This is a genomic window from Nonomuraea sp. NPDC050783 (genome assembly GCF_040802095.1).
Lineage (GTDB): Bacteria > Actinomycetota > Actinomycetes > Streptosporangiales > Streptosporangiaceae > Nonomuraea.
In genome coordinates, this window is the sequence record NZ_JBFAHK010000004.1 from 212226 (window position 1) to 231723 (window position 19498).

The 19498-nt window shown below is 74.1% G+C and carries 17 protein-coding genes; 10 read left to right on the plus strand and 7 right to left on the minus strand.

The window, feature by feature from the left end:
* Positions 1–57: 57 nt before the first annotated feature.
* The 9 genes from AB0H75_RS12405 (at position 58) to AB0H75_RS12445 (ending at position 9659) form a co-directional block, all read left to right on the plus strand.
* Positions 58–1650: an acyl-CoA carboxylase subunit beta gene (locus AB0H75_RS12405; protein WP_367794809.1), complete on the plus strand. Its 1593-nt coding sequence runs from the start codon at positions 58–60 to the stop codon at positions 1648–1650.
* Complete coding sequence (locus AB0H75_RS12410; RefSeq protein WP_367794812.1) at positions 1647–3536, plus strand: biotin carboxylase N-terminal domain-containing protein; 1890 nt, start codon at positions 1647–1649, stop codon at positions 3534–3536. Before AB0H75_RS12405 ends, AB0H75_RS12410 begins: the two co-directional genes overlap by 4 nt.
* The gene (locus tag AB0H75_RS12415; RefSeq protein WP_367794815.1) at positions 3533–4306 is read left to right on the plus strand and encodes an enoyl-CoA hydratase-related protein; all 774 of its coding nucleotides are present in this window, start codon (positions 3533–3535) and stop codon (positions 4304–4306) included. Before AB0H75_RS12410 ends, AB0H75_RS12415 begins: the two co-directional genes overlap by 4 nt.
* Before the next feature lie 76 nt (positions 4307–4382).
* On the plus strand, positions 4383–6098 hold the full coding sequence (locus AB0H75_RS12420; RefSeq protein ID WP_367794818.1) for an acyclic terpene utilization AtuA family protein: 1716 nt from the start codon (positions 4383–4385) through the stop codon (positions 6096–6098).
* A gap of 40 nt (positions 6099–6138) precedes the next feature.
* Positions 6139–6960, plus strand: coding sequence for a GNAT family N-acetyltransferase (locus AB0H75_RS12425; RefSeq protein ID WP_367794821.1), 822 nt, complete (start codon positions 6139–6141; stop codon positions 6958–6960).
* A 75-nt stretch (positions 6961–7035) separates the two neighbouring features.
* Positions 7036–8049, plus strand: a complete 1014-nt coding sequence (locus AB0H75_RS12430; RefSeq protein ID WP_367794824.1) for a phosphotransferase family protein — start codon at positions 7036–7038, stop codon at positions 8047–8049.
* A 101-nt stretch (positions 8050–8150) separates the two neighbouring features.
* Complete coding sequence (locus AB0H75_RS12435; protein ID WP_367794827.1) at positions 8151–8414, plus strand: hypothetical protein; 264 nt, start codon at positions 8151–8153, stop codon at positions 8412–8414.
* A gap of 57 nt (positions 8415–8471) precedes the next feature.
* Positions 8472–9323: a helix-turn-helix domain-containing protein gene (locus AB0H75_RS12440; protein ID WP_367794830.1), complete on the plus strand. Its 852-nt coding sequence runs from the start codon at positions 8472–8474 to the stop codon at positions 9321–9323.
* Positions 9324–9392: 69 nt separating this feature from the next.
* The gene (locus AB0H75_RS12445) at positions 9393–9659 is read left to right on the plus strand and encodes a hypothetical protein (protein ID WP_367794833.1); all 267 of its coding nucleotides are present in this window, start codon (positions 9393–9395) and stop codon (positions 9657–9659) included.
* 139 nt (positions 9660–9798) lie between these two features.
* On the opposite strand, the gene AB0H75_RS12450 is transcribed toward AB0H75_RS12445, so the two are convergent.
* The 5 genes from AB0H75_RS12450 to AB0H75_RS12470 form a co-directional block, all read right to left on the minus strand.
* Entirely contained in the window at positions 9799–11844 is a 2046-nt protein-coding gene (locus AB0H75_RS12450) for an ArnT family glycosyltransferase (protein WP_367794835.1), read from the minus strand.
* Positions 11841–13016, minus strand: coding sequence for a glycosyltransferase (locus AB0H75_RS12455; RefSeq protein WP_367794838.1), 1176 nt, complete (start codon positions 13014–13016; stop codon positions 11841–11843). The genes AB0H75_RS12450 and AB0H75_RS12455 overlap by 4 nt, the downstream gene beginning before the upstream one ends.
* Positions 13017–13040: 24 nt before the next feature.
* A complete protein-coding gene (locus AB0H75_RS12460) occupies positions 13041–14390 on the minus strand; it encodes an ATP-binding protein (RefSeq protein WP_367794841.1) in 1350 nt (449 codons plus the stop codon).
* Positions 14387–15085 (minus strand): response regulator transcription factor, encoded by a 699-nt coding sequence (locus tag AB0H75_RS12465; RefSeq protein WP_367794844.1) that lies wholly within the window; start codon positions 15083–15085, stop codon positions 14387–14389. Before AB0H75_RS12465 ends, AB0H75_RS12460 begins: the two co-directional genes overlap by 4 nt.
* Before the next feature lie 63 nt (positions 15086–15148).
* Entirely contained in the window at positions 15149–16321 is a 1173-nt protein-coding gene (locus AB0H75_RS12470; RefSeq protein ID WP_367794847.1) for a cytochrome P450, read from the minus strand.
* 84 nt (positions 16322–16405) lie between these two features.
* Here AB0H75_RS12470 and AB0H75_RS12475 point away from each other — a divergent pair, with 84 nt between their 5' ends.
* The gene (locus tag AB0H75_RS12475) at positions 16406–16963 is read left to right on the plus strand and encodes a TetR/AcrR family transcriptional regulator (protein ID WP_367794850.1); all 558 of its coding nucleotides are present in this window, start codon (positions 16406–16408) and stop codon (positions 16961–16963) included.
* Between the two features lie 78 nt (positions 16964–17041).
* On the opposite strand, the gene AB0H75_RS12480 is transcribed toward AB0H75_RS12475, so the two are convergent.
* Together AB0H75_RS12480 and AB0H75_RS12485 are read right to left on the minus strand one after the other, a co-directional pair.
* Positions 17042–18556 (minus strand): phytoene desaturase family protein, encoded by a 1515-nt coding sequence (locus AB0H75_RS12480; RefSeq protein WP_367794852.1) that lies wholly within the window; start codon positions 18554–18556, stop codon positions 17042–17044.
* Positions 18543–19487 carry a LysR substrate-binding domain-containing protein gene (locus AB0H75_RS12485; RefSeq protein WP_367794855.1) on the minus strand — a complete coding sequence of 315 codons (945 nt, stop codon included), beginning with the start codon at positions 19485–19487 and terminating at the stop codon, positions 18543–18545. The genes AB0H75_RS12480 and AB0H75_RS12485 overlap by 14 nt, the downstream gene beginning before the upstream one ends.
* Positions 19488–19498 lie beyond the last annotated feature (11 nt).

Here is a 19498-nt window from a genome sequence, read left to right on the forward strand (position 1 = left end):
CCGGGTGCGGGCGGCGGCTCTTTCGCGGGCGGGGCGCCCGCCGCTACCGTACGAGGGATGATCGTCAGCAGACTCGATGCCGGGAGCGCCGAGTACCGGGCACGCCGCGAGGCCATGCTGGCCCGGTTGCGCGAGCTGGACGCCGAGCACGCCAGGGCGGTGGCCGGGGGCGGCGCGAAGTACGTCGAGCGGCACCGGCGGCGCGGCAAGTTGCTCGCCAGGGAGCGCGTGGAGCTGCTGGTGGACCCGGACTCGCCGTTCCTGGAGCTGTCGCCGCTGGCGGCGTGGGGCAGCGAGTTCCCGGTCGGGGCGAGCGTGGTGACCGGGATCGGGGTGGTCGAGGGCGTCGAGTGCGTGATCACCGCGAACGACCCGACGGTCCGGGGCGGCGCGTCGAACCCGTGGACGCTGCGCAAGACGTTGCGGGCGGCCGACATCGCGCTGCGCAACCGGCTGCCGTACGTGAACCTGGTCGAGAGCGGCGGCGCGGACCTGCCCACGCAGAAGGACATCTTCATCCCGGGCGGGCGGGTCTTCCGCGACCTGACGCGGCTGTCGGCGGCCGGGATCCCGACGGTGGCGCTGGTGTTCGGCAACTCGACGGCCGGCGGCGCGTACGTGCCCGGTCTGAGCGACCACGTGGTGATGGTGCGCGAGCGCGCCAAGGTGTTCCTGGGCGGCCCGCCGCTGGTGCGGATGGCGACCGGCGAGGAGTCCGACGACGAGTCGCTGGGCGGCGCGGAGATGCACGCCCGGGTCAGCGGCCTGGCCGACCACCTGGCCGAGGACGAGTACGACGCGCTGCGGATCGGCCGGCGCGTCGTGCGCTCGCTGAGCTGGCGCAAGCTCGGCGCCACGCCGCTGCTGCCCGCCGAGGAGCCGCGCTACCCCGCCGAGGAGCTGCTGGGCATCGTCCCCGAGGACCTGAAGGTGCCCTTCGACCCGCGCGAGGTGATCGCCAGGGTGGTGGACGCCAGCGCGTTCGAGGAGTTCAAGCCGCTGTACGGGACGTCGCTGGTGACCGGCTGGGCGCGCGTCCACGGCTATCCGGTGGGGGTCCTGGCCAACGCGCGGGGCGTGTTGTTCAGCGAGGAGTCGCAGAAGGCGACGCAGTTCATCCAGCTCGCCAACCAGTCCAGGACGCCGCTGGTGTTCCTGCAGAACACCACCGGCTACATGGTCGGCAGGGAGTACGAGCAGCGCGGCATCATCAAGCACGGCGCGATGATGATCAACGCCGTGTCCAACTCGACGGTCCCGCACCTGACGGTCGTCATGGGCGCCTCGTACGGGGCGGGCAACTACGGGATGTGCGGGCGCGCGTACGAGCCCCGGTTCCTGTTCTCCTGGCCGAGCGCCAGGTCGGCGGTGATGGGCCCCGCGCAGCTCGCCGGGGTGCTGTCGATCGTGGGCCGGGCGGCGGCCGAGGCCAGAGGGCAGGTCTACGACGAGGAGGCGGACGCGGCGATGCGTGCCACGGTGGAGGCCCAGATCGAGGCGGAGTCGATGCCGTTCTTCCTGTCGGGGCGGCTGTACGACGACGGGGTGATCGATCCGCGCGACACCCGTACCGTGCTGGGGATGTGCCTGTCGGCGGTCAACAGCGCGCCGGTGCCGGAGGCGGCCGGGTTCGGGGTGTTCCGCCCGTGATCGGCCGGCTGCTCGTCGCGAACCGGGGGGAGATCGCCCGGCGCGTCTTCCGTACCTGCCGGGCGCTCGGCGTGGAGACGGTCGCGGTGTTCGCCGACCCCGACGCGGACGCGCCGCACGTGGCCGAGGCCGACCTCGCGGTACGCCTGCCGGGCGCGCTCCCCGCCGACACCTACCTGGACGCCGGCCGGATCGTGGCCGCCTGCCGGGCCGCCGGGGCGGACGCCGTGCATCCCGGTTACGGCTTCCTGTCGGAGAGCGCCGCGTTCGCGCGGGCGGTGCTGGAGGCCGGGCTGGTGTGGGTGGGCCCGCCGCCGGGGGCGATCGCCGCGATGGGGTCGAAGATCGAGGCCAAGCGGCTCATGGCGGCGGCCGGGGTGCCCGTGCTGCCCTCGCTGGACCTGGCGGATCCCGGGGAGTTCCCGCTGCTGGTCAAGGCGTCGGCGGGCGGGGGCGGGCGGGGCATGCGGATCGTCAGGGAGGCCGGGGAGCTGGCGGGCGAGGTCGCCTCGGCGCGGCGGGAGGCGCTGGCGGCCTTCGGCGATCCCGCGGTGTTCGCCGAGCCGTTGTGGGAGCGGGCCAGGCACGTCGAGGTGCAGGTGCTGGCCGACGCGCACGGCACCGTGTGGACGCTGGGCGAGCGCGAGTGCAGCGTGCAGCGGCGGCACCAGAAGGTCGTCGAGGAGTGCCCGTCGCCCGGCGTCGGGGCCGGGCTGCGGGAGCGGCTGTGCGAGGCGGCCCGGCGGGCGGCGGCCGCGATCGGGTACGTCGGGGCCGGGACGGTGGAGTTCCTGGTCCAGGGCGACCGGGTGGCGTTCCTGGAGATGAACACCCGGCTCCAGGTGGAGCACCCGGTCACCGAGCTGGTGTACGGGGTGGACCTCGTGCGGCTGCAACTGGAGGTCGCCGAGGGCGCGGCGCTGCCTGCCGGGCCGCCGGCGCCGTCCGGGCACGCGGTGGAGGCGCGCCTCTACGCGGAGGACGAGCGTTACCTGCCGCAGGCGGGCGTGCTGCGGCGCTTCGACGTCGGCGGGGACGTGCGGGTGGACGCGGGCGTGGAGTCCGGGTCGGTGGTGCCGCCGTACTACGACCCGATGCTGGCCAAGGTGATCGCGCACGGGGAGTCGCGGGCGGCGGCGATCAGGAAGCTGGTGACGGCGTTGCGGCGGGCGCGGCTGCACGGCCTCACCACCAACCGGGACCTCCTCGTACGGATCCTGACGAACCCGGCGTTCGCCGCCGGTGACACGCACACCGGTTTCCTGGACCCCGGCGGCCCGGTCGCCCCGGCCGCGCCCGAGCCCGTGGACGCTCTGACCGCGCTGGCCGCCGCCCTCGCGCTGGCCGCCGCGAACCGCCGGCGCGCCCCCGTGCTGGGCGGCCTGCCGAGCGGCTGGCGCAACGTTCGCTCCCAGCCCCGCGGCGTCGCCTTCGCCGGGATCGAGGTCGTCTACGACCCGCTGCCGGACGGCGTCACCGTGGTCGGCGCCACCCCCGAGCGGGTGGTGCTGGAGCGGGACGGCGTCCGGCACGCCTTCGACGTGGCCCGCTACGGCGAGGACGGTCCCGCCAGGGACGTCACGGTGTACGTGGACCACCCCGGCGGCCACGCCGAGCTGACCCCGCTCCCCCGCCTGCCCGAGCCCGCCGAGCACGTCGCCCCCGGCTCGCTGCTGGCCCCGATGCCGGGCGGCGTGCTCCGCGTCGAGGTGGCGCCCGGCGACCGGGTGGCCAAGGGGCAGGTGGTGCTGGTGCTGGAGGCGATGAAGATGGAGCATCGGATCACCGCTCCCGCCGACGGCGTGGTCTCCGGCGTCCACGTCGAGACGGGCCGGCAGGTCGAGGCCGGGGCGGTGCTGGCGATCATTCAGGAGGGGAACCCATGACGAGCCTCGTGCACCAGGATCTCGCGGGCGGCGTCGCGACCGTCACGCTCGACTCGCCGTCCAACCGCAACGCGCTGTCGGCGCGCCTGCTCGCCGAGCTGAAGGAGCGGCTGTCCTGGGCGCTGGCCGAGCCGGGGTGCCGGGTGATCGTGCTGACCGCCACCGGCCCGGTGTTCTGCTCGGGTGCCGACCTCAAGGAGCAGCGGGCGAGCCGGGAAGGGGGGAAGGCGCCCGTGACGGCGTCGCTGCCGGAGATCTTCACGCTGCTCTGGGAGAGCCCGAAGCCGGTCGTCTGCCGGCTCAACGGCACCGCGCGGGCGGGCGGGCTCGGGCTGGTGGCCTCGTGCGACTTCGCGGTCGCGCCGCTGTCGGCGTCGTTCGCGTTCACCGAGGTGCGGCTGGGCGTGGTGCCGGCGATGATCTCCGTTCCCGTGCTGCGGCGGCTCGATCCGCGGGCCGCGGCCGAGTACTTCCTGACCGGCGAGGTCTTCGACGCCGCCCGGGCGGCCGAGATCGGGCTGCTGTCGCGGGCGGTGCCGGAGGAGGAGCTGGACGCGACGGTCGCGCACTACGCGGAGATGCTGGCCAAGGGCGGGCCGGAGGCGCTGGCGATCACCAAGCGGCTGGTGCGGGAGGTGCCCGCGCTGCCGTTCGGCGAGGGGCTGCGGCGGATGACCGAGCTGTCGGCCGAGCGGTTCGCCTCGGAGGAGGGGCAGGAGGGCATCGCGGCGTTCTGGGAGAAGCGCCCCCCGAAGTGGGCCCCGCGATGACCGGGCCCGCGACGACCGGGCACGCGATGACCAGGCGCCCGACGACCAGGCGCCCGACGACCGGGCGCGGGCCGCGATGACCCTGCGGATCGCCAACTGCAGCGGCTTCTACGGCGACCGGCTCTCGGCGGCCCGCGAGATGGTCGAGGGCGGCCCGATCGACGTGCTGACCGGCGACTGGCTGGCCGAGCTGACCATGCTCGTCCTGGCCGGCAACCGGGCCAAGGGCCGCCCGGGCTACGCGCCGACGTTCCTGCGGCAACTGGAGGACGTCCTGGGCACCTGCCTGGAGCGGGGCATCAGGATCGTCTCGAACGCCGGCGGCCTGGACCCGGCCGGCTGCGCCGGAGCGGTGCGCGAGCTGGCCGCCCGCCTGGGCCTGTCCGCGCGGGTCGCGCACGTCGAGGGCGACGACCTGACCGGCCGGGACCTCGACCTGGTCAACGCCGACACCGGCGAGCGGCTGGGCGTGCCGCCCCTGACCGCCAACGCCTACCTCGGCGGCCGGCCCGTCGCGGCCGCCCTGTCGGCGGGCGCGGACGTGGTGGTGACCGGCCGGGTGACGGACGCCGCCCTGGTCACCGGCCCGGGGATCTGGCACTACGGCTGGGGCCCGGACGACCTGGACCCGCTGGCGGGCTCGGTGGTGGCCGGGCACGTCATCGAGTGCGGCTGCCAGGCCACGGGCGGCAACTACGCCTTCTTCCAGGACGTCCCGGACCTGGCGCACTGCGGCTTCCCGCTCGCCGAGCTGCGCGCGGACGGCTCCGCGGTGATCACCAAGCATCCCGGCACGGGCGGCATGGTGACGGTCGGGACGGTGACGGCGCAGCTCGTGTACGAGCTGGGCGGCCCGCGTTACCTGGGCCCTGACGTGGTGGCCAGGTTCGACACGATCGCGCTGGCCGAGGACGGGCCGGACCGGGTGCTGGTCTCGGGCGTGCGCGGCGAGCCGCCGCCCGGCACGCTCAAGGTCTCGGTCACGTACCCGGGTGGCTACCGCAACACCATGACGCTGGTGCTGACCGGGCTGGACGCCGAGGCCAAGGCGCGGGTGGCGGAGGAGGCGATCTGGGCGCGCGTCCCGAAGGAGTCGTTCGACGCGGTGGACGTGACGCTCACGGACGCGGGCCTGCTGCGGATCACGGTCATGGACGCCGACCGCCGCACGGCGGGCCGCGTCTTCTCCTCGGCGGTCGTCGAGACCGGCCTGGCCAGCTATCCGGGCTTCTACGCGCTGACCCCGCCGGGCGACGCCACCCCGTACGGCGTCCACTGGCCGGTCCTGGTCCCGGCCGGCGAGGTGCGCCCGCGGGTCTTCCTCGACGGCGAGGAGCTGCCGGCCGGCGAGCCGCCGGCGACCGGCCCGGCACGCGTGGAGGTCGCGCCCCCGGCGCGCGTGAGAACCCCGGTACCGGCCGCCCCGGTCGTCGCGGGCGGGCCCGCCGTCCGCGTCCCCCTCGGCCGGATCGCCGGGGCGCGCTCCGGCGACAAAGGGGGCGACGCCAACCTCGGCGTCTGGGTGGACAGCCCCGCCAGGTACGCCTGGCTGGCGGTGTACCTGACCGCCGACCGGCTGGCCGCGCTCCTCCCCCATCTGGCGGCGTACCGGATCGACCGCCACGAGCTGCCGAACATCAGGGCGCTCAACTTCGTCGTCCACGGACTGCTCGGCAGGGGCGTGGCCGCGAACCCGCGGATGGACCCGCAGGCCAAGGCCCTGGGCGAGGAGCTACGCGCCCAGTGGGTGGACGTCCCGGCCGCCCTGGCCGAGCCGGTTCCCCCGCCGTAAACCGTTTTCGGCGCGGGAGCAAATGGCGAAAATGTCCCTTATGACCATTCGCCGCCTCACCCTCGACGACCTCGACGCCTGCCTCCGACTGGCCGCCGACCGCGGCTGGCCGCCCGAGCGGCACAAGTGGCGCCTGCTGTTCGAGCTCGGCGAGCCGTACGGCATCGACGCCCCCGACGGCGACGGCCTGGCCGCCACGACCGTCCTGACCTGCTACGGCGCCGGCCACGCGGTGGTCAGCATGGTCCTCACCGCCTCCCGCTACGAGCGCCGCGGCCTGGCCGGCCGCGTCATGGGGCACGTGCTGGAGCGCGCCGGCGACCGCGCGGTCTCCCTGTACGCCACCGAGTACGGCCGCCCCCTCTACGAGCGGCTCGGCTTCCGCGTCGTCGGCCGCGCGGCCAGGCACACGGGCGTCTTCACCGGCGAGCCCTCCGGCCGCACCCGCCCGGCGTCCCCCGGCGACCTGGAGGCGATCCTGGCGCTGGACGCCGAGCTGTTCGGGGCGGACCGGTCGGCGGCCCTGCGGCGGATGCCCGCCTTCGGGGAGCAGATCAGGGTCGCCGAAGGAGGTTCCGGCCTCCTGGGTTTCGGACACTGCTGGCGCAACGACGACAACACGGTCATCGGCCCGGTCGTGGCCCGCGACGACGGGACGGCGCGGGCGCTGATCGGCGACCTGGCCCTGGCGGCGGGCGGCGAGGTGCGGATGGACTTCGACCTCTCCCACGGGCCGATGATCGCCTGGGCCGCCCGGCACGGCGTCGGCGACCCGTGGCCGGTCTCGCGGATGGTCAGGAACGGCGGGCTGCCCGGCGATCCGGCCCGCCAGTACCTGCCGTTCATGCAGGCCCTGGGTTGACCGGGCGGGCGGCGCTCTCGTAGGGTCCCACCAGAATATCATTCTGCCGGATTCCGCTCCCGCCGAAGGACGATCATGACCTCCACGCACATCGACGTCGGCGCCATCGACTTCGACGCGCTCGGCGCGTGGATGGACGCCCAGGGCCTGCCCGGCGGCCCGATCACCGGCGTGGCGCCGGTCCTCGGCGGCACCCAGAACGTCATGGTCCGCCTGGAGCGCGGCGGACGCCCGTACATCCTGCGCCGCCCGCCGCTGCACGCCCGGAGCAGGAGCAACGAGGTGCTGCGCCGCGAGGCGCGGCTGCTGGCGGCGCTGCGCGGCACGCCGGTGCCCGCGCCGGTGCTGGTGGCCGCGCAGACCGAGCGCGAGCCGGTCTTCTACCTGATGGAGCCGGTGGACGGCTTCAACCCCTCGACGGGGCTGCCCGAGCCGCACGCCTCGGACCCGGCGATCCGGCACCGGATGGGGTTCGAGGCGGTCGCGGCGCTGGCCGAGCTGGGACGGGTCGATCCGGGCGTGCTGCCCGGGTTCGGCCGGCCGGAGGGGTTCCTGGAGCGGCAGGTGCCGCGCTGGCTCAAGGAGCTCGACTCCTACGGCGACCTCGACGGCTACCCCGGCCCCGACATCCCCGGCCTGCGGGAGACCGCCGACTGGCTGACCCGCCGCCTGCCCCGCTCCTTCGCCCCGGGGATCATGCACGGCGACTACCACTTCGCCAACCTCATGTTCGCCTGGGACGGCCCGCGCGTGGCGGCCATCGTGGACTGGGAGATGTGCACGATCGGCGATCCGCTGCTCGACCTGGGCTGGCTGCTGGCCACCCGGCCGTCCAGCGACGGGCACGTGCCGGGACTGCCGCCGGGGCGGGAGCTGGTGTCGTACTACGCGGCGCTGTCCGAGCGCGACCTGTCGGCCATCGACTGGTACGCGGTGATGGCCTGCTTCAAGCTCGGCATCGTGCTGGAGGGCACGCACGCCAGGGCGTTCGCGGGAAAGGCGCCGAAGGACATCGGCGACCTGCTGCACGCCACGACCCTGGGCCTGTTCGAGCGGGCCCGCGCGTTCATGGAGGGTGCTCTGGACTGACGCCGACAACTTAAAATCGGGATTTCCGGAAAGGCGATCACATGACAGGCCCCGAGCCGTACAATTGCGCGCAATTGCACCTTTTTCGGGGAAGGATCGTCATGCGCATGCGGTTCCTCGGCTCCACCTCGGAAGCCGGCGCCTGCCCCACCCTGTACGAGACCGACCGCGGCACCATCGTCGTTCAGGGCCTCCAGGTCACCGACGCCGAGGCGCTCGCGGACCTCCGCGACGTCCTCGACGGCGAGACCGCGGTGGAGGTCCCCCGCGAGCTCATCACCGAGATCGCCCGCCGGGTCCTCCCCGACGGCGGCCCGGCAACCCCTTTCCCGAGCAGTGAGGCGACACCCACGGTAACCGGTTGATGACAATTGCGCCCGGCGCTGGCATGATCGGCGCAATCGGGGCTAGCCTCTTGCGGCGTGACGTCCTTTCAGCAGGCGCGCATCGACCTCGGCGGTCACCTCCGCCAGCTCCGGGAGGCCGCACACCTGTCGGGCAAGGAGCTGGCCGAGCGGGTGCACTGGCAGCCGTCCAAGGTCTCGCGGCTGGAGAACGCCCGGCAGACCCCCACCGAGGACGACGTGGTCGTGTGGGCGCAGGCGGTCGGCGCGGCGCCCGACACGATGGACGACCTCATCAGGCAGGCCCTCGCGCTCCAGGAGCGGCACGACAGCTGGAAGCAGCGCTACCGCAGCGGCCTGGCCGCCATCCAGGAGGACATGCGCGACCTGGAGGCCCGCACCAAGCTCTTCCGCGCCTTCGAGCCGGGCATCATCATGGGCCTGCTGCAGACGGCCGAGTACGCCAGGCACGTCTTCCGCAAGGTCAAGCGCCTCTACAGCGCCGCCGACCAGATCGACGCGGCGGTGCGGGTACGCATGCAGCGCCAGGAGATCCTCTACGACCGCAGCCGCACGTTCCGGTTCGTGGTGCCGGAGGCCGCGCTGCACACCATGCTCGCCCCGGCCGACGTCATGCGCGGCCAGCTCGACCGGCTGCTGGCGGTCAGCACGCTGCCCAACGTCGAGTTCGGCGTGATCCCCTTCGGCACCGAGCTGCCGTCCGCGCCGATCAACGGCTTCTGGATCTACAACGAGGCCATGGTGGGCGTGGCGACCATGACGAAGGATCTGGTGATGCGCGAGCCTGACGACATCGCGTTCTACGTACAGGCGTTCGACGATTACGCAAAGGTCGCCGAATTTGACGAAGGCGGAAGAGACGTCATGATCCGCATTCTGCACACATATCGGAAACAAGCTCCACATTAACCGCAGCAATTGCTTGCCAGCCCCCGCAAGATCGTGCAATTCTGGCGCGAGACGATGCGGAGGTGACGCATGATGCTCGATACAGCGCTCAGCCTCGAGCGGTTCGCCTGGCACGCGGGTCGTCACGCCGACCTGTCCGTCCAGAGCCTTGCCCTGGCGAGCGACCCGGCCTACGTGGCGGTCCGCAACCGCTTCTCGGCCACCCTCGCCGAGACGGTCACGTGCTCGGAGGAGGGCGCGTTCGTCACCTCGTGGGGCTACCGCCTGGGCACCACCGACGACGTCGAGTCCGCCGCCGCCCGCCTCGCCTTCCTTCTCGCGGCCCTCCCCGCCTGAGCCGGCCCGGGCGCCGCCCTGAGCCGGCCCGCGTCCCTTCCTGAGCCGGTCCGGGCGCCGCCCTGAGCCGGCCCGCGTCCCTTTCTGAGCCGGTCCGGGCGCCGTCCCCTGCCGGCGGCGCCCGTCCCCGCGAGGCCCGTCAGGTGCCGGTCGCGCAGTCGTACAGGCCGTCCTGGCCGGTCACGGCGGCGCAGTTCTCCTCCACCCAGCTCGTCACCTCGCTGCTGCCCCGGCCGGGGCCGCCGCCGTCGCCGGTCATGACGTACCTGAGCTGCCCGGAGGAGACGAGCCCTCGCAGCCGCGCCACGGTCATGGCCGGGTCGCTGCCGGTGAAGCCGCCCATCGCGATCACCGGCCTGCCCGTGGACAGGATCAGGCCGGACGCCTGCTGGGCGCTGCTCACCGCGACCAGCCAGGTGGCCCTGCCCTGGTTGGCGAGGAGGTACTTGGTCATGGCGTCGCCGACGCCGCCGCCGGGGCCACCGCGCCCGAACCCGCCCCGCCGCCCGCCGTCGCCGTCCTGACCGGTCTGACCGGGCTGGCCACTCTGACCGGGCTGGCCGGGCTGGCCGCCGGGGGGCTGGCCCGGCGGCATTCCGCCGCCGCCCGGGAACCGGCCGGTGCCGCCCGGCCGGCCGAACATGCCGCCCGTGGACGGCCCCGCCGTCGGGTTGGTGCCGTTCACCGGCGAGGCCAGCGGCGTCACCGCGTACGCGGCGGGCCCGGCCAGCGTGGCGACCACCGTCGCCGCCAGCGCGAACGCCGCCACCCGCACCGCCACCCGCGCCCGCACCCGGGCCAGGACCAGCGCCGCCACGGCCGCCAGGGTCGCCCCGAGCACGACCCAGGCCAGCCACGGCGTCCAGTCCGGCGTCCGGCGCAGCACGGTGAACGCCCACGCCCCGGTCGCGGCCACCGCCAGCGGCAGCGCCCATGCCCACGCCCGCGAGCCGCGGTACGCCTGCCACATCACGACCGCGCCCATGCCGCTCAGCGCGGCCACTGCGGGCGCCATCGCGGTCGTGTAGTACGGGTGGAAGGTCCCGCTGGAGAAGCTGAACACCACGTAGTGGACGACCAGCCAGCCGCCCCACACCAGCCAGCCCGCCCCCGAGGGCGCCTGCCCGGCCGGTGCCCGCCGCACCCGCGCCAGCACCGCGACGGCCAGCGCCACCGCGCAGAACGGCAGCAGCCAGGAGATCTGCCCGGCCATCACCTCGTTGAACAGCCGCCCGGCACCGGACGCGCCGCCGAAGCCGCCGCCCCCGAAACCGCCCCCGCCTCCGAAGCCGCCGCCGAACCCACCGCCGCGGCTCTGCCCGAAGACGCGGCCCAGCCCGTTGTAGCCGATGACCAGGTCCCACACCGTGTTGTCGGTGGAGCCGCCGATGTAGGGCCGCGAGTCCTTCGGCCACAGATCGACGACCACCATCCACCACGCGCTGGAGACCGCCATCACCACCCCGGCCGCCAGCAGGTGCCCCACCCGCCTGGGCCAGGACGCGCGGGCGCAGGCCAGGTAGGCCACCCCGAAGGCGGGCACCACCAGGTACGCCTGCAACATCTTGGCGTTGAAGGCCAGCCCCACGAACAGCGCGGCGGCCAGCAGGGGCCGCACCCGCCCGGTCCGCAGCGACTCCAGGCAGCACCAGGCCGCCAGCACCAGCAGCAGCACGAGCACCGTGTCGGGGTTGTTGTCCCGGTTGATCGCGACGGTGATCGGCGTCAGCGTCATGACGACGGCCGCCACCAGGGCCGCGACGTGCCCCGCGCGGCCGGCGGGGAAGGACCGGCGCACGGCGGAGTGCACGAGCGCCACGGCGGCCACGCCGGACAACGCCTGCGGCAGCAGCATGCTGTAGGTGCCGTACCCGAAGATCCGCGCCGACAGGCCCATCACCCACAGCGCCAGCGGCGGCTTGTCCACGGTGATGTAGGACCCGGCGTCGAGGGCGCCGAAGAAGAACGCCTTCCAGCTCCGGGTGCCCGACAGGACGGCGGCGGCGTAGTACTCGTTGGCGTCGCCGCTGAGCGACCAGGCGTACAGGACGAACGCCGCGGCCAGCACCGCCCACAGGGCGGGGCGCGACCAGCGCGGGTCGCCCTCGCGGCCCAGGAGCAGCCGGGCGGGCAGGGCACGGCTGGGAGCGGCCCGGTGCGCGGGCCGCGACAGGATGCCGATCATCGACCGTTCCTCCGCTGGGGGTTGAACACCCACACGCGCAGGAGCAGGAAGCGGACGAGCGTGGCGGCGGCGTTGGCGGCGATGACCGCGGCCAGCTCGACGCCGTGCGAGACCCCGCCGGGCAGCAGCGCCAGGCTGCCCGAGGTGAGCGCCAGCCCGACGAGGAAGGCGATCAGTCCCTCGAACTGGTGCCGCAGGGCGCCGGCCGAGCCGGTGACCCCGAAGGTGAAGCGCCGGTTGGCGGCGGTGTTGGCCACGGCGGTGACCAGCAGCGCGACCGCGTTGGCGGCCAGCGGTGGGATGGCCAGCCGCAGCAGCGAGTACAGCGCCAGGTAGGCCAGCGTGCTGAACGCCCCGACGATCGCGAAGCGCGGGAGCTGGCGGGCCATGCCGCGCGGCAGCTCGGCCCGCTGCACCCGCGCGGGCACCGGGATGCCGGCGGCCCCGGACAGCGTCTTGCGCGCCACCCGGGCCAGGCCCCGCAGGTCGTCCAGGGCGGTCCTGACGATGTCCACCCGGCTGTCTGGGTCGTCCACCCAGTCGACGGGGACCTCGTGGATGCGCAGCCCGTACCGCTCGGCCAGCAGCAGCAGCTCGGTGTCGAAGAACCACTCCTCGTCCTCGACCCCGGGCAGCAGCGCCTGGGCGATCTCGGTGCGGACGGCCTTGAAGCCGCACTGCGCGTCGGAGAACCCGGCGCCCATCAGCGAGCGCAGCAGCAGGTTGTAGGAACGGGAGATGAACTCCCGCTTGGGTCCCCGCTCGACCCGCGACGCCCGGGCCAGCCGGGTGCCGATGGCCAGGTCGCTGTGGCCCGACAGCAGCGGCGCGACCAGCGGCAGGAACGCGTCCAGGTCGGTCGACAGGTCCACGTCCATGTAGCTGACGACGTCGGCCTCGCTGCGCGACCAGACCAGGCGTAGCGCGCGTCCGCGCCCCTTCTCGTCGAGGTGCACGGCCCGGACGTGCGGCAGCTCCCGCTCCAGCTCGGTGGCGATGCGCCAGGTGTCGTCGGTGCTGGCGTTGTCGGCGATCGTGATCCGGAACCCGTAGGGGAAGTTCCTGGCGAGGTACCCGTGCAGGCGGGTGACGCTCGCGCGGAGCGCCCGCTGCTCGTTGTACACGGGGACGGCTACCTCGACCAGGCGCGTCCGTACTGCTGTTGTGTCCATGCACCCAGCTCACGTATCGGGTCTTTAAGGGGACTTATCCGATTCTGAGTGACGAATGAGAGTTCCCGGTAGATCCAGAGTTGCGACCGCTCCGCCACCCGGCGCATTCGCCAGGCTCACCCGGCCGCCCGCCTCCGCCACCGCCTGGGCCACGATGGCCAGGCCGAGCCCGGACCCGGGCAGGCCACGCGCGGACGGGGAGCGCCAGAACCGCTCGAAGACGTGCGGCAGCTCCTCCTCCGGCAGCCCCGGCCCGTGGTCGCGGACGGTCAGCCGGCCGTGCTGGAGCGACACCTCGACCCCGCTGTCGGGGCTGAACTTGGCGGCGTTGTCGATGAGGTTGATCACGGCGCGCTCCAGCGAGGCGGCGTTGCCGACGACGTACCAGGGCTGGAGGTCGGTGACGACCTGCGCGCCGCGCAGCCGCGCCCGCTCCACCGCCGCCGTCACGACCTCGTGGAAGGCCACCTCGACGTGCGGTTCGTGGTCGTGGTCGCCGCGGGCGAGCTGGAGCAGGTCGGCCACCAGCGTGGACAGCTCGGCGAACTGCGCCTTGACGTTGACCAGCAGCCGCTGCTTGGCCTCGGGGTCGAGGCTGCGGCCGGTCTGCTCGCTGCGCAGCAGCAGGTCGATGTTGGTGCGCAGGGTGGTCAGCGGGGTGCGCAGCTCGTGGCCGGCGTCGGCGACGAGCTGTTTCTGGCGCTCGCGCGAGCCGGCCAGGGCCGCCGTCATCGCGTTGAAGGACGACGACAGGCGGGCGATCTCGTCGGTGCCGCGCACGGGGATGCGGGTGTCGAGGTCCTCGGTCTGCGCGATGTGCTCGACCGCCCGGGTCAGCTCGCCCACCGGGCGCAGGGCGGTGCGCGAGACCGCGAGCCCGGCCATCGCCGCGCCGAGCGCGCCGAGCACGCTGATGCCGCCCAGGCCGAAGGCCGCGTAGCGCATGGTGCGCTGGACGTGCCAGAGCGGCCGGGCCTCCAGCACGGCCATGCCGGGCTGGAGGTTCACGGTCACGACCCGCACCTGCTTGCCGTCGCGGGTGACGCCGTTGCGGTAGAGGGGCTCGGGCAGGTGGTCCAGCGCCCGCAGGTCGTCCTGGACGGGCACGATGGGCGGGCCGAGCGAGCAGGTGCTGCCGTCGGGGTACAACACCGTCGCCATGCCCTCGAAGAACGGCCCGCGGGTGCCGGTGGGCCGGCAGGTGTCGATCAGGTACTTCGCGTCCCCCTGGGACTCCAGGATGCTCTGGTCCACCTGCGCGACGACCAGCATCTGGATGATGAACCACGACATGACCGCGCACAGGGCGACGGCGAGCGACACGGCCGCGGTGACCAGGAGGGTCAGCCGCGCCCGCAGGCTGCGAGGTCTCACGGGGCGGCCCGCAGCACGTAGCCCACCCCGCGCACGGTGTGGATGACGCGCGGCTCGCCTCCCGCCTCGGTCTTGCGCCGCAGGTACATGACGTACACGTCGAGGGAGTTGGAGGTGGGCTCGAAGTCGAAGCCCCACACCTCGCTCAGGATCTGGTCGCGGGTGAGGACCTGCCGCGGGTGCGACAGGAACAGCTCCATGAGCAGGTATTCGGTCCTGGTCAGGTCGAGCCGGCGCTCGCCGCGGGTGACCTCGCGGGTGGCCGGGTCCATGCGCAGGTCCGCGTACGTCAGGACGTCGCCCTCACGGCCGCCGGTGCTCAGCGCGCCGCGGCGCAGCAGGGCGCGTACCCGGGCCAGCAGCTCGTCCAGCTCGAACGGCTTGACCAGGTAGTCGTCGGCCCCGGCGTCGAGCCCCGAGACCCGGTCGCCGACCGCGTCTCGGGCGGTGAGCATGAGGACGGGGATGTGGTTGCCCGAGGCCCGCAACCGGCGGCAGGCGGTCAGCCCGTCGAGCCGCGGCATCATCACGTCGAGCAGCACCGCGTCGTAGGTGTCGCGGGCCAGCTCCTCCAGCGCCGCCAGCCCGTCGTTGGCGGTGACGACCTTGTAGCCCTCGAACTCCAGGCTCGACTGCAACGCCTCGCGCAGGGCGGGCTCGTCGTCCACTACCAGCAACCGTGCGGGCTCACTCATACTCCAAACGCTAAGGGACCATCATGAGAACCCTATGAACGGGACCTTCCGCGTTTCCCGGGGTCACCACGTGACGGGCAGCTCGGCGAGGCCGAAGATGGCGGCGTCGTACTTGGCGGGCGGGTCCTCGCCGGCCGTCGCGGCGCGCAGGCCGGGCAGGCGCTCGAACAGCGTGCGCAGGGCGATCTCCAGCTCGGCGCGGGCCAGGTTCTGGCCGAGGCACTGGTGGACGCCGTAGCCGAAGGCCACGTGGTGGCGGGCGCCGCGCCGGACGTCGAAGTCGTCGGGGCGCTCGAAGGCCCGCTCGTCGCGGTTGGCGGAGGCGCCGAGCACGAAGACGCCCTCGCCCCGGCGGACGAGCTGCCCGCCGATCTCCTGGTCCTCGACGGCCACCCGGTCGAAGGCCACCCAGTCGGCGATCGAGTGGTAGCGCAGCAGCTCCTCGACGGCGGCCGGCCAGCCGGACGGGTCGGCACGCAGGGCGGCGAGCTGGTCGGGGTGGCGCAGGAGGGTGAGCGCGGCGAGCGGGATCATGTTGGCGGTGGTCTCGTGGCCGGCCAGGAGCAGCAGGAAGATCACGCCGACCAGCTCGGCGTGCGTCAGCCGGCCGCCGGTGATGAGCCGGCCGAGCAGGTCGTCCTCCGGGCCCTTCTCGGCGGCGGTGACGAGCGCGTCGAGGTAGTCCCTGATCTCGGACATGGCGGTGCGGCGCACCTCGTCCTCGGCGGCCGACAACATCGTGCGGGTGCGCGACTGGAAGAACTCGTGGTCGTCGTACGGGACGCCGAGCAGCCGGCAGATGACCAGCGACGGCAGCGGCAGCCCGAAGTCGCGCACCAGCTCGGCGTCCGGCCCCTTGGCCAGCATGTCGTCGATGAGCCGGTCGGCGATGTCCTGGATGCGCGGGCGCAGCTCCCGGACGCGGCGGACGGTGAACTCGGGGATGAGCAGCCGGCGGAAGCGGGTGTGCTCGGGCGGGTCGAGGTCGATGAAGTGGCCGTCGGCGAACCCGGGGACGGGCTCCCCCGCCTCGTGGTGGGGGTGGCCGGGGATGGCGGGGTTGGTGCTGATGCCCGTGCCGGACAGCACCTGCTGCGCCTCGGCGTGCCGGGTGACGAGCCACACGTCCTTGCCGCGGAACGTGCCGCGGACGAGCGGGGCCCGCTCGCGCAGCTCGGCGTACTCGGGGGGCGGCGCGAACGGGCACCTGCGCTGGACGGGGAAGGGCTGAGCCATAGTCTGCTCCCTAAAGCCGGATCGCATTGCTTACTTACACGAAAGTAAGCAATGCGGGGGCCGGCCGTCAAGGATGGGAGCGGCATGGCAGGGCGGCGGACGGACACACGAGAGCGGATCCAGCAGGTCGCGCTGGAGCTGTTCGCCGAGCGCGGATACGACAAGACGACGCTGCAGGAGGTGGCCGAGCGGCTGGAGATCACCAGGCCGGCGCTCTACTACCACTTCCGCACGAAGGAGGACATCCTGGCCAGCGTCGTGGACCGGCTGGTCGAGTCGATGGACGAGCTGACGGCGTGGGCCAAGGAGCAGCCCGCGACGGCCGAGGCCAGGAAGGAGATCCTGGGGCGGATCGCGGGGCTGCTGGAGGACCAGTGGCGGCCGCTGTTCCGCTTCGCGCAGGTGAACCAGGGCGTCATGGGGCACCTGCCGGCCGGGGAGCGCATGCAGCAGGGGCTGATCGGCATGCTCTCGGTGCTGTCGGCGCCCGGGGACGACCCGGTGCGCCGCTTCGAGGCGCGGCTGGCGGTGCTCGCGGTGGTGCTGGGCACCGTGCCGTTCCCGCTGGAGCTGGACCTGCCGGAGGAGCAGCGCGCGGCGGTGGCCATGGAGGTGGCCACCAAGCTGATCTCCGGTTACTAGCGGCCCTGGCTCCTGGGCGGGCCGGACTCCTGGGCGGGCCGGACTCCTGGCGGGCCTGGCTCCTAGCGGGCCTGGCTCCTAGCGGGCCAGCAGGGCCATCGCCGCGTTGTGGCCGCCGATGCCGCTGACGCCGCCGCCCCGGCGGGCGCCCGCGCCGCACAGGAGGATGCGCTCGTGTCCGGTCTCCACGCCCCAGCCGCCGCCCGGGCCGTCCTCGTCGTACGGCCAGCTCAGGTCGGTGTGGAAGATGTGACCGCCCGGCAGGCCGGCGTCCCGCTCCAGGTCCACCGGCGTCCTGGCCTCGACGCACGGGCTGCCGTCGGGCGCGGCGAACAGGCAGTCCTCGATGGGCTCGGCCAGGACGGAGTCCAGCGAGGCGAACGTGGCGCGCAGGGCGGCGCGGCGGGCGCCCTCGGGGTCGTCGCGGAAGAGCCGGGCGGGCATGTGCAGCCCGAACAGCGTCATCGTCTCGGCCCGGCCGCGCAGCTCCGGCCCCAGGATCGACGGGTCGGTGAGCGAGTGGCAGTAGACCTCGGCGGGCGGCAGCTCCGGGACGCGCCCGGCCGCGGCCTGGGCGTGGGCGCGGGCGAGCTGGTCGCGGCCCTCGTTGATGTGGAAGGTGCCGCTGAAGGCGGCGCGCGGGTCCACCGCGGGGTCCTTGAGCCGGGGCAGCCGGCTCAGCACCATGTTGACCTTGAGCTGCGCCCCCTCGGGGACGGCCGGCGGGCGGCCGAGCAGCCGGTCCAGCACCGCGGGCGGCAGGTTGGCCAGCACGTGGCCGCCGGTCACGGTGTGCTCGCCGGTCCCGTCCACGAAGGCGACCTCGCCGGACGGCGCGATCCCGATGATCTCGGCGCCGGTCCTGATCTCCGCGCCCGCCCGGCGGGCCGCCGCCTCCAGCGCGCCGGAGACCGCGCCCATGCCGCCCACCGGGACGTTCCACTCGCCCGTGCCGTCGCCGATGACGTGGTAGAGGAAGCACCGGTTGGCCGACAGGTCGGTGGCGGGGTCGGCGAAGGTGCCGATGAGCGCGTCGGTGAGCACGACGCCGCGCACCGTGTCGTCGGCGAAGCGCTCGTCCACCGTCCGGCCGATCGGCTCGGCGAACAGGTCCCGCCACGCCTCCGGGCCGACCAGGCGCTCGATCTCGGCGGCGGTGCGCAGCGGCTGGAGGAGGGTGGGGGCCAGGGTGCGGGCCACCTGCCCGGTCAGGCGGTAGAAGTCCTGCCAGGCCTTGTGGTCGGCCTCGCCGCCGGTGACCGCGGCGAAGGAGGCCGCCGTGCGGGCGGCGTCCTCGTTGTCGACGAGCAGGCCCGTGCCGCCCTTCGGCGTGTACGAGGCGTAGCGGCGGCGGCGCAGCTCCAGCCCCAGCCCCAGGTCGCGGACGATCCGCGCGGGCAGCAGGCTGACCAGGTAGCTGTAGCGCGACAGCCGCGCGTCCACGCCGGGGAAGGCGCGCGCCGAGATCGCCAGCCCGCCGGTGTGGCCGAGCCGCTCCAGCACCAGCACCCGCCGCCCGGCCCCGGCCAGGTACGCCGCCGCGACCAGCCCGTTGTGCCCCGCGCCCGCCACGATCACGTCATATGCGCCCATCTCCGCACTTTAAGGTCCCCGCCGCGTCCTCCGTCAATGCCGGGCGCTGGCTCGCCACGGCGAGCAGGGTCGCGGCCGGGGCGGTGAGCGGCCGGCCGCGCCGCCACACCGCGCACAGCCTCCTGGCCAGGTCCGGCCCGGCCAGCGGGATCTCCACCAGCCGCCCGGTGGCCACCTCCGCCTCCACCGCGTACGCGCTCAGCACCGCCGGCGCCGCGCCCGCCTGCGCCGCGCCCTTGACCGCCGAGTTCGACCCCAGCTCCAGCCGCGGCCCGGCCCGGTGCAGGCCGGCGAAGGCCACCTCCAGCGTCTCCCGGGTGCCCGACCCCGGCTCGCGCACCACGAGCGGCGTGGCGGCCAGCTCCGCCCCGCCGAGCGCCGTGCGCCGCCGCGCCCACGGGTGCTCCGGCGCGACCACGACCACCAGCCGGTCGGCGCCCACCACCCGGCTGGCCAGCCCCTCGGGGACGCTCGGCCCCTCGACGAACCCCAGCTCCACCTCGCCGGCCAGCACCCGGGCCGCCACGTCGGCCGAGTTGACCACGTCCAGTCCCACCTGGACGTCGGGCTCGCGGCGCTGCAGCTCGCCCAGCCACCTCGGCATCAGGTACTCCGCGACCGTCATGCTGGCCGCCGTCCGCAGGTGGGCCCGGCCGGCGTGCCGCACGGCCTTGACGGCGCGCACCAGCTCCTCGGCCGCCGCCAGCACCTGCGCCGCCCAGCCGGAGACCATCTTGCCCTCCGCGGTCAGCGTGGAGCCGCGCGGGGTGCGCTCCAGCAGCGGGACGCCGAGACGGCGTTCGAGCCGGGCGACGCGCTTGCTCGCGGACGGCTGCGCGATCCCGGCGGCCTTGGCCGCCCGCCCCAGGCTGCCCAGCTCGCCGACGTCCACGAGCAGCCGCAACGACTCCAGATCGGGCAACTCACTCATAGCCCCAGGCT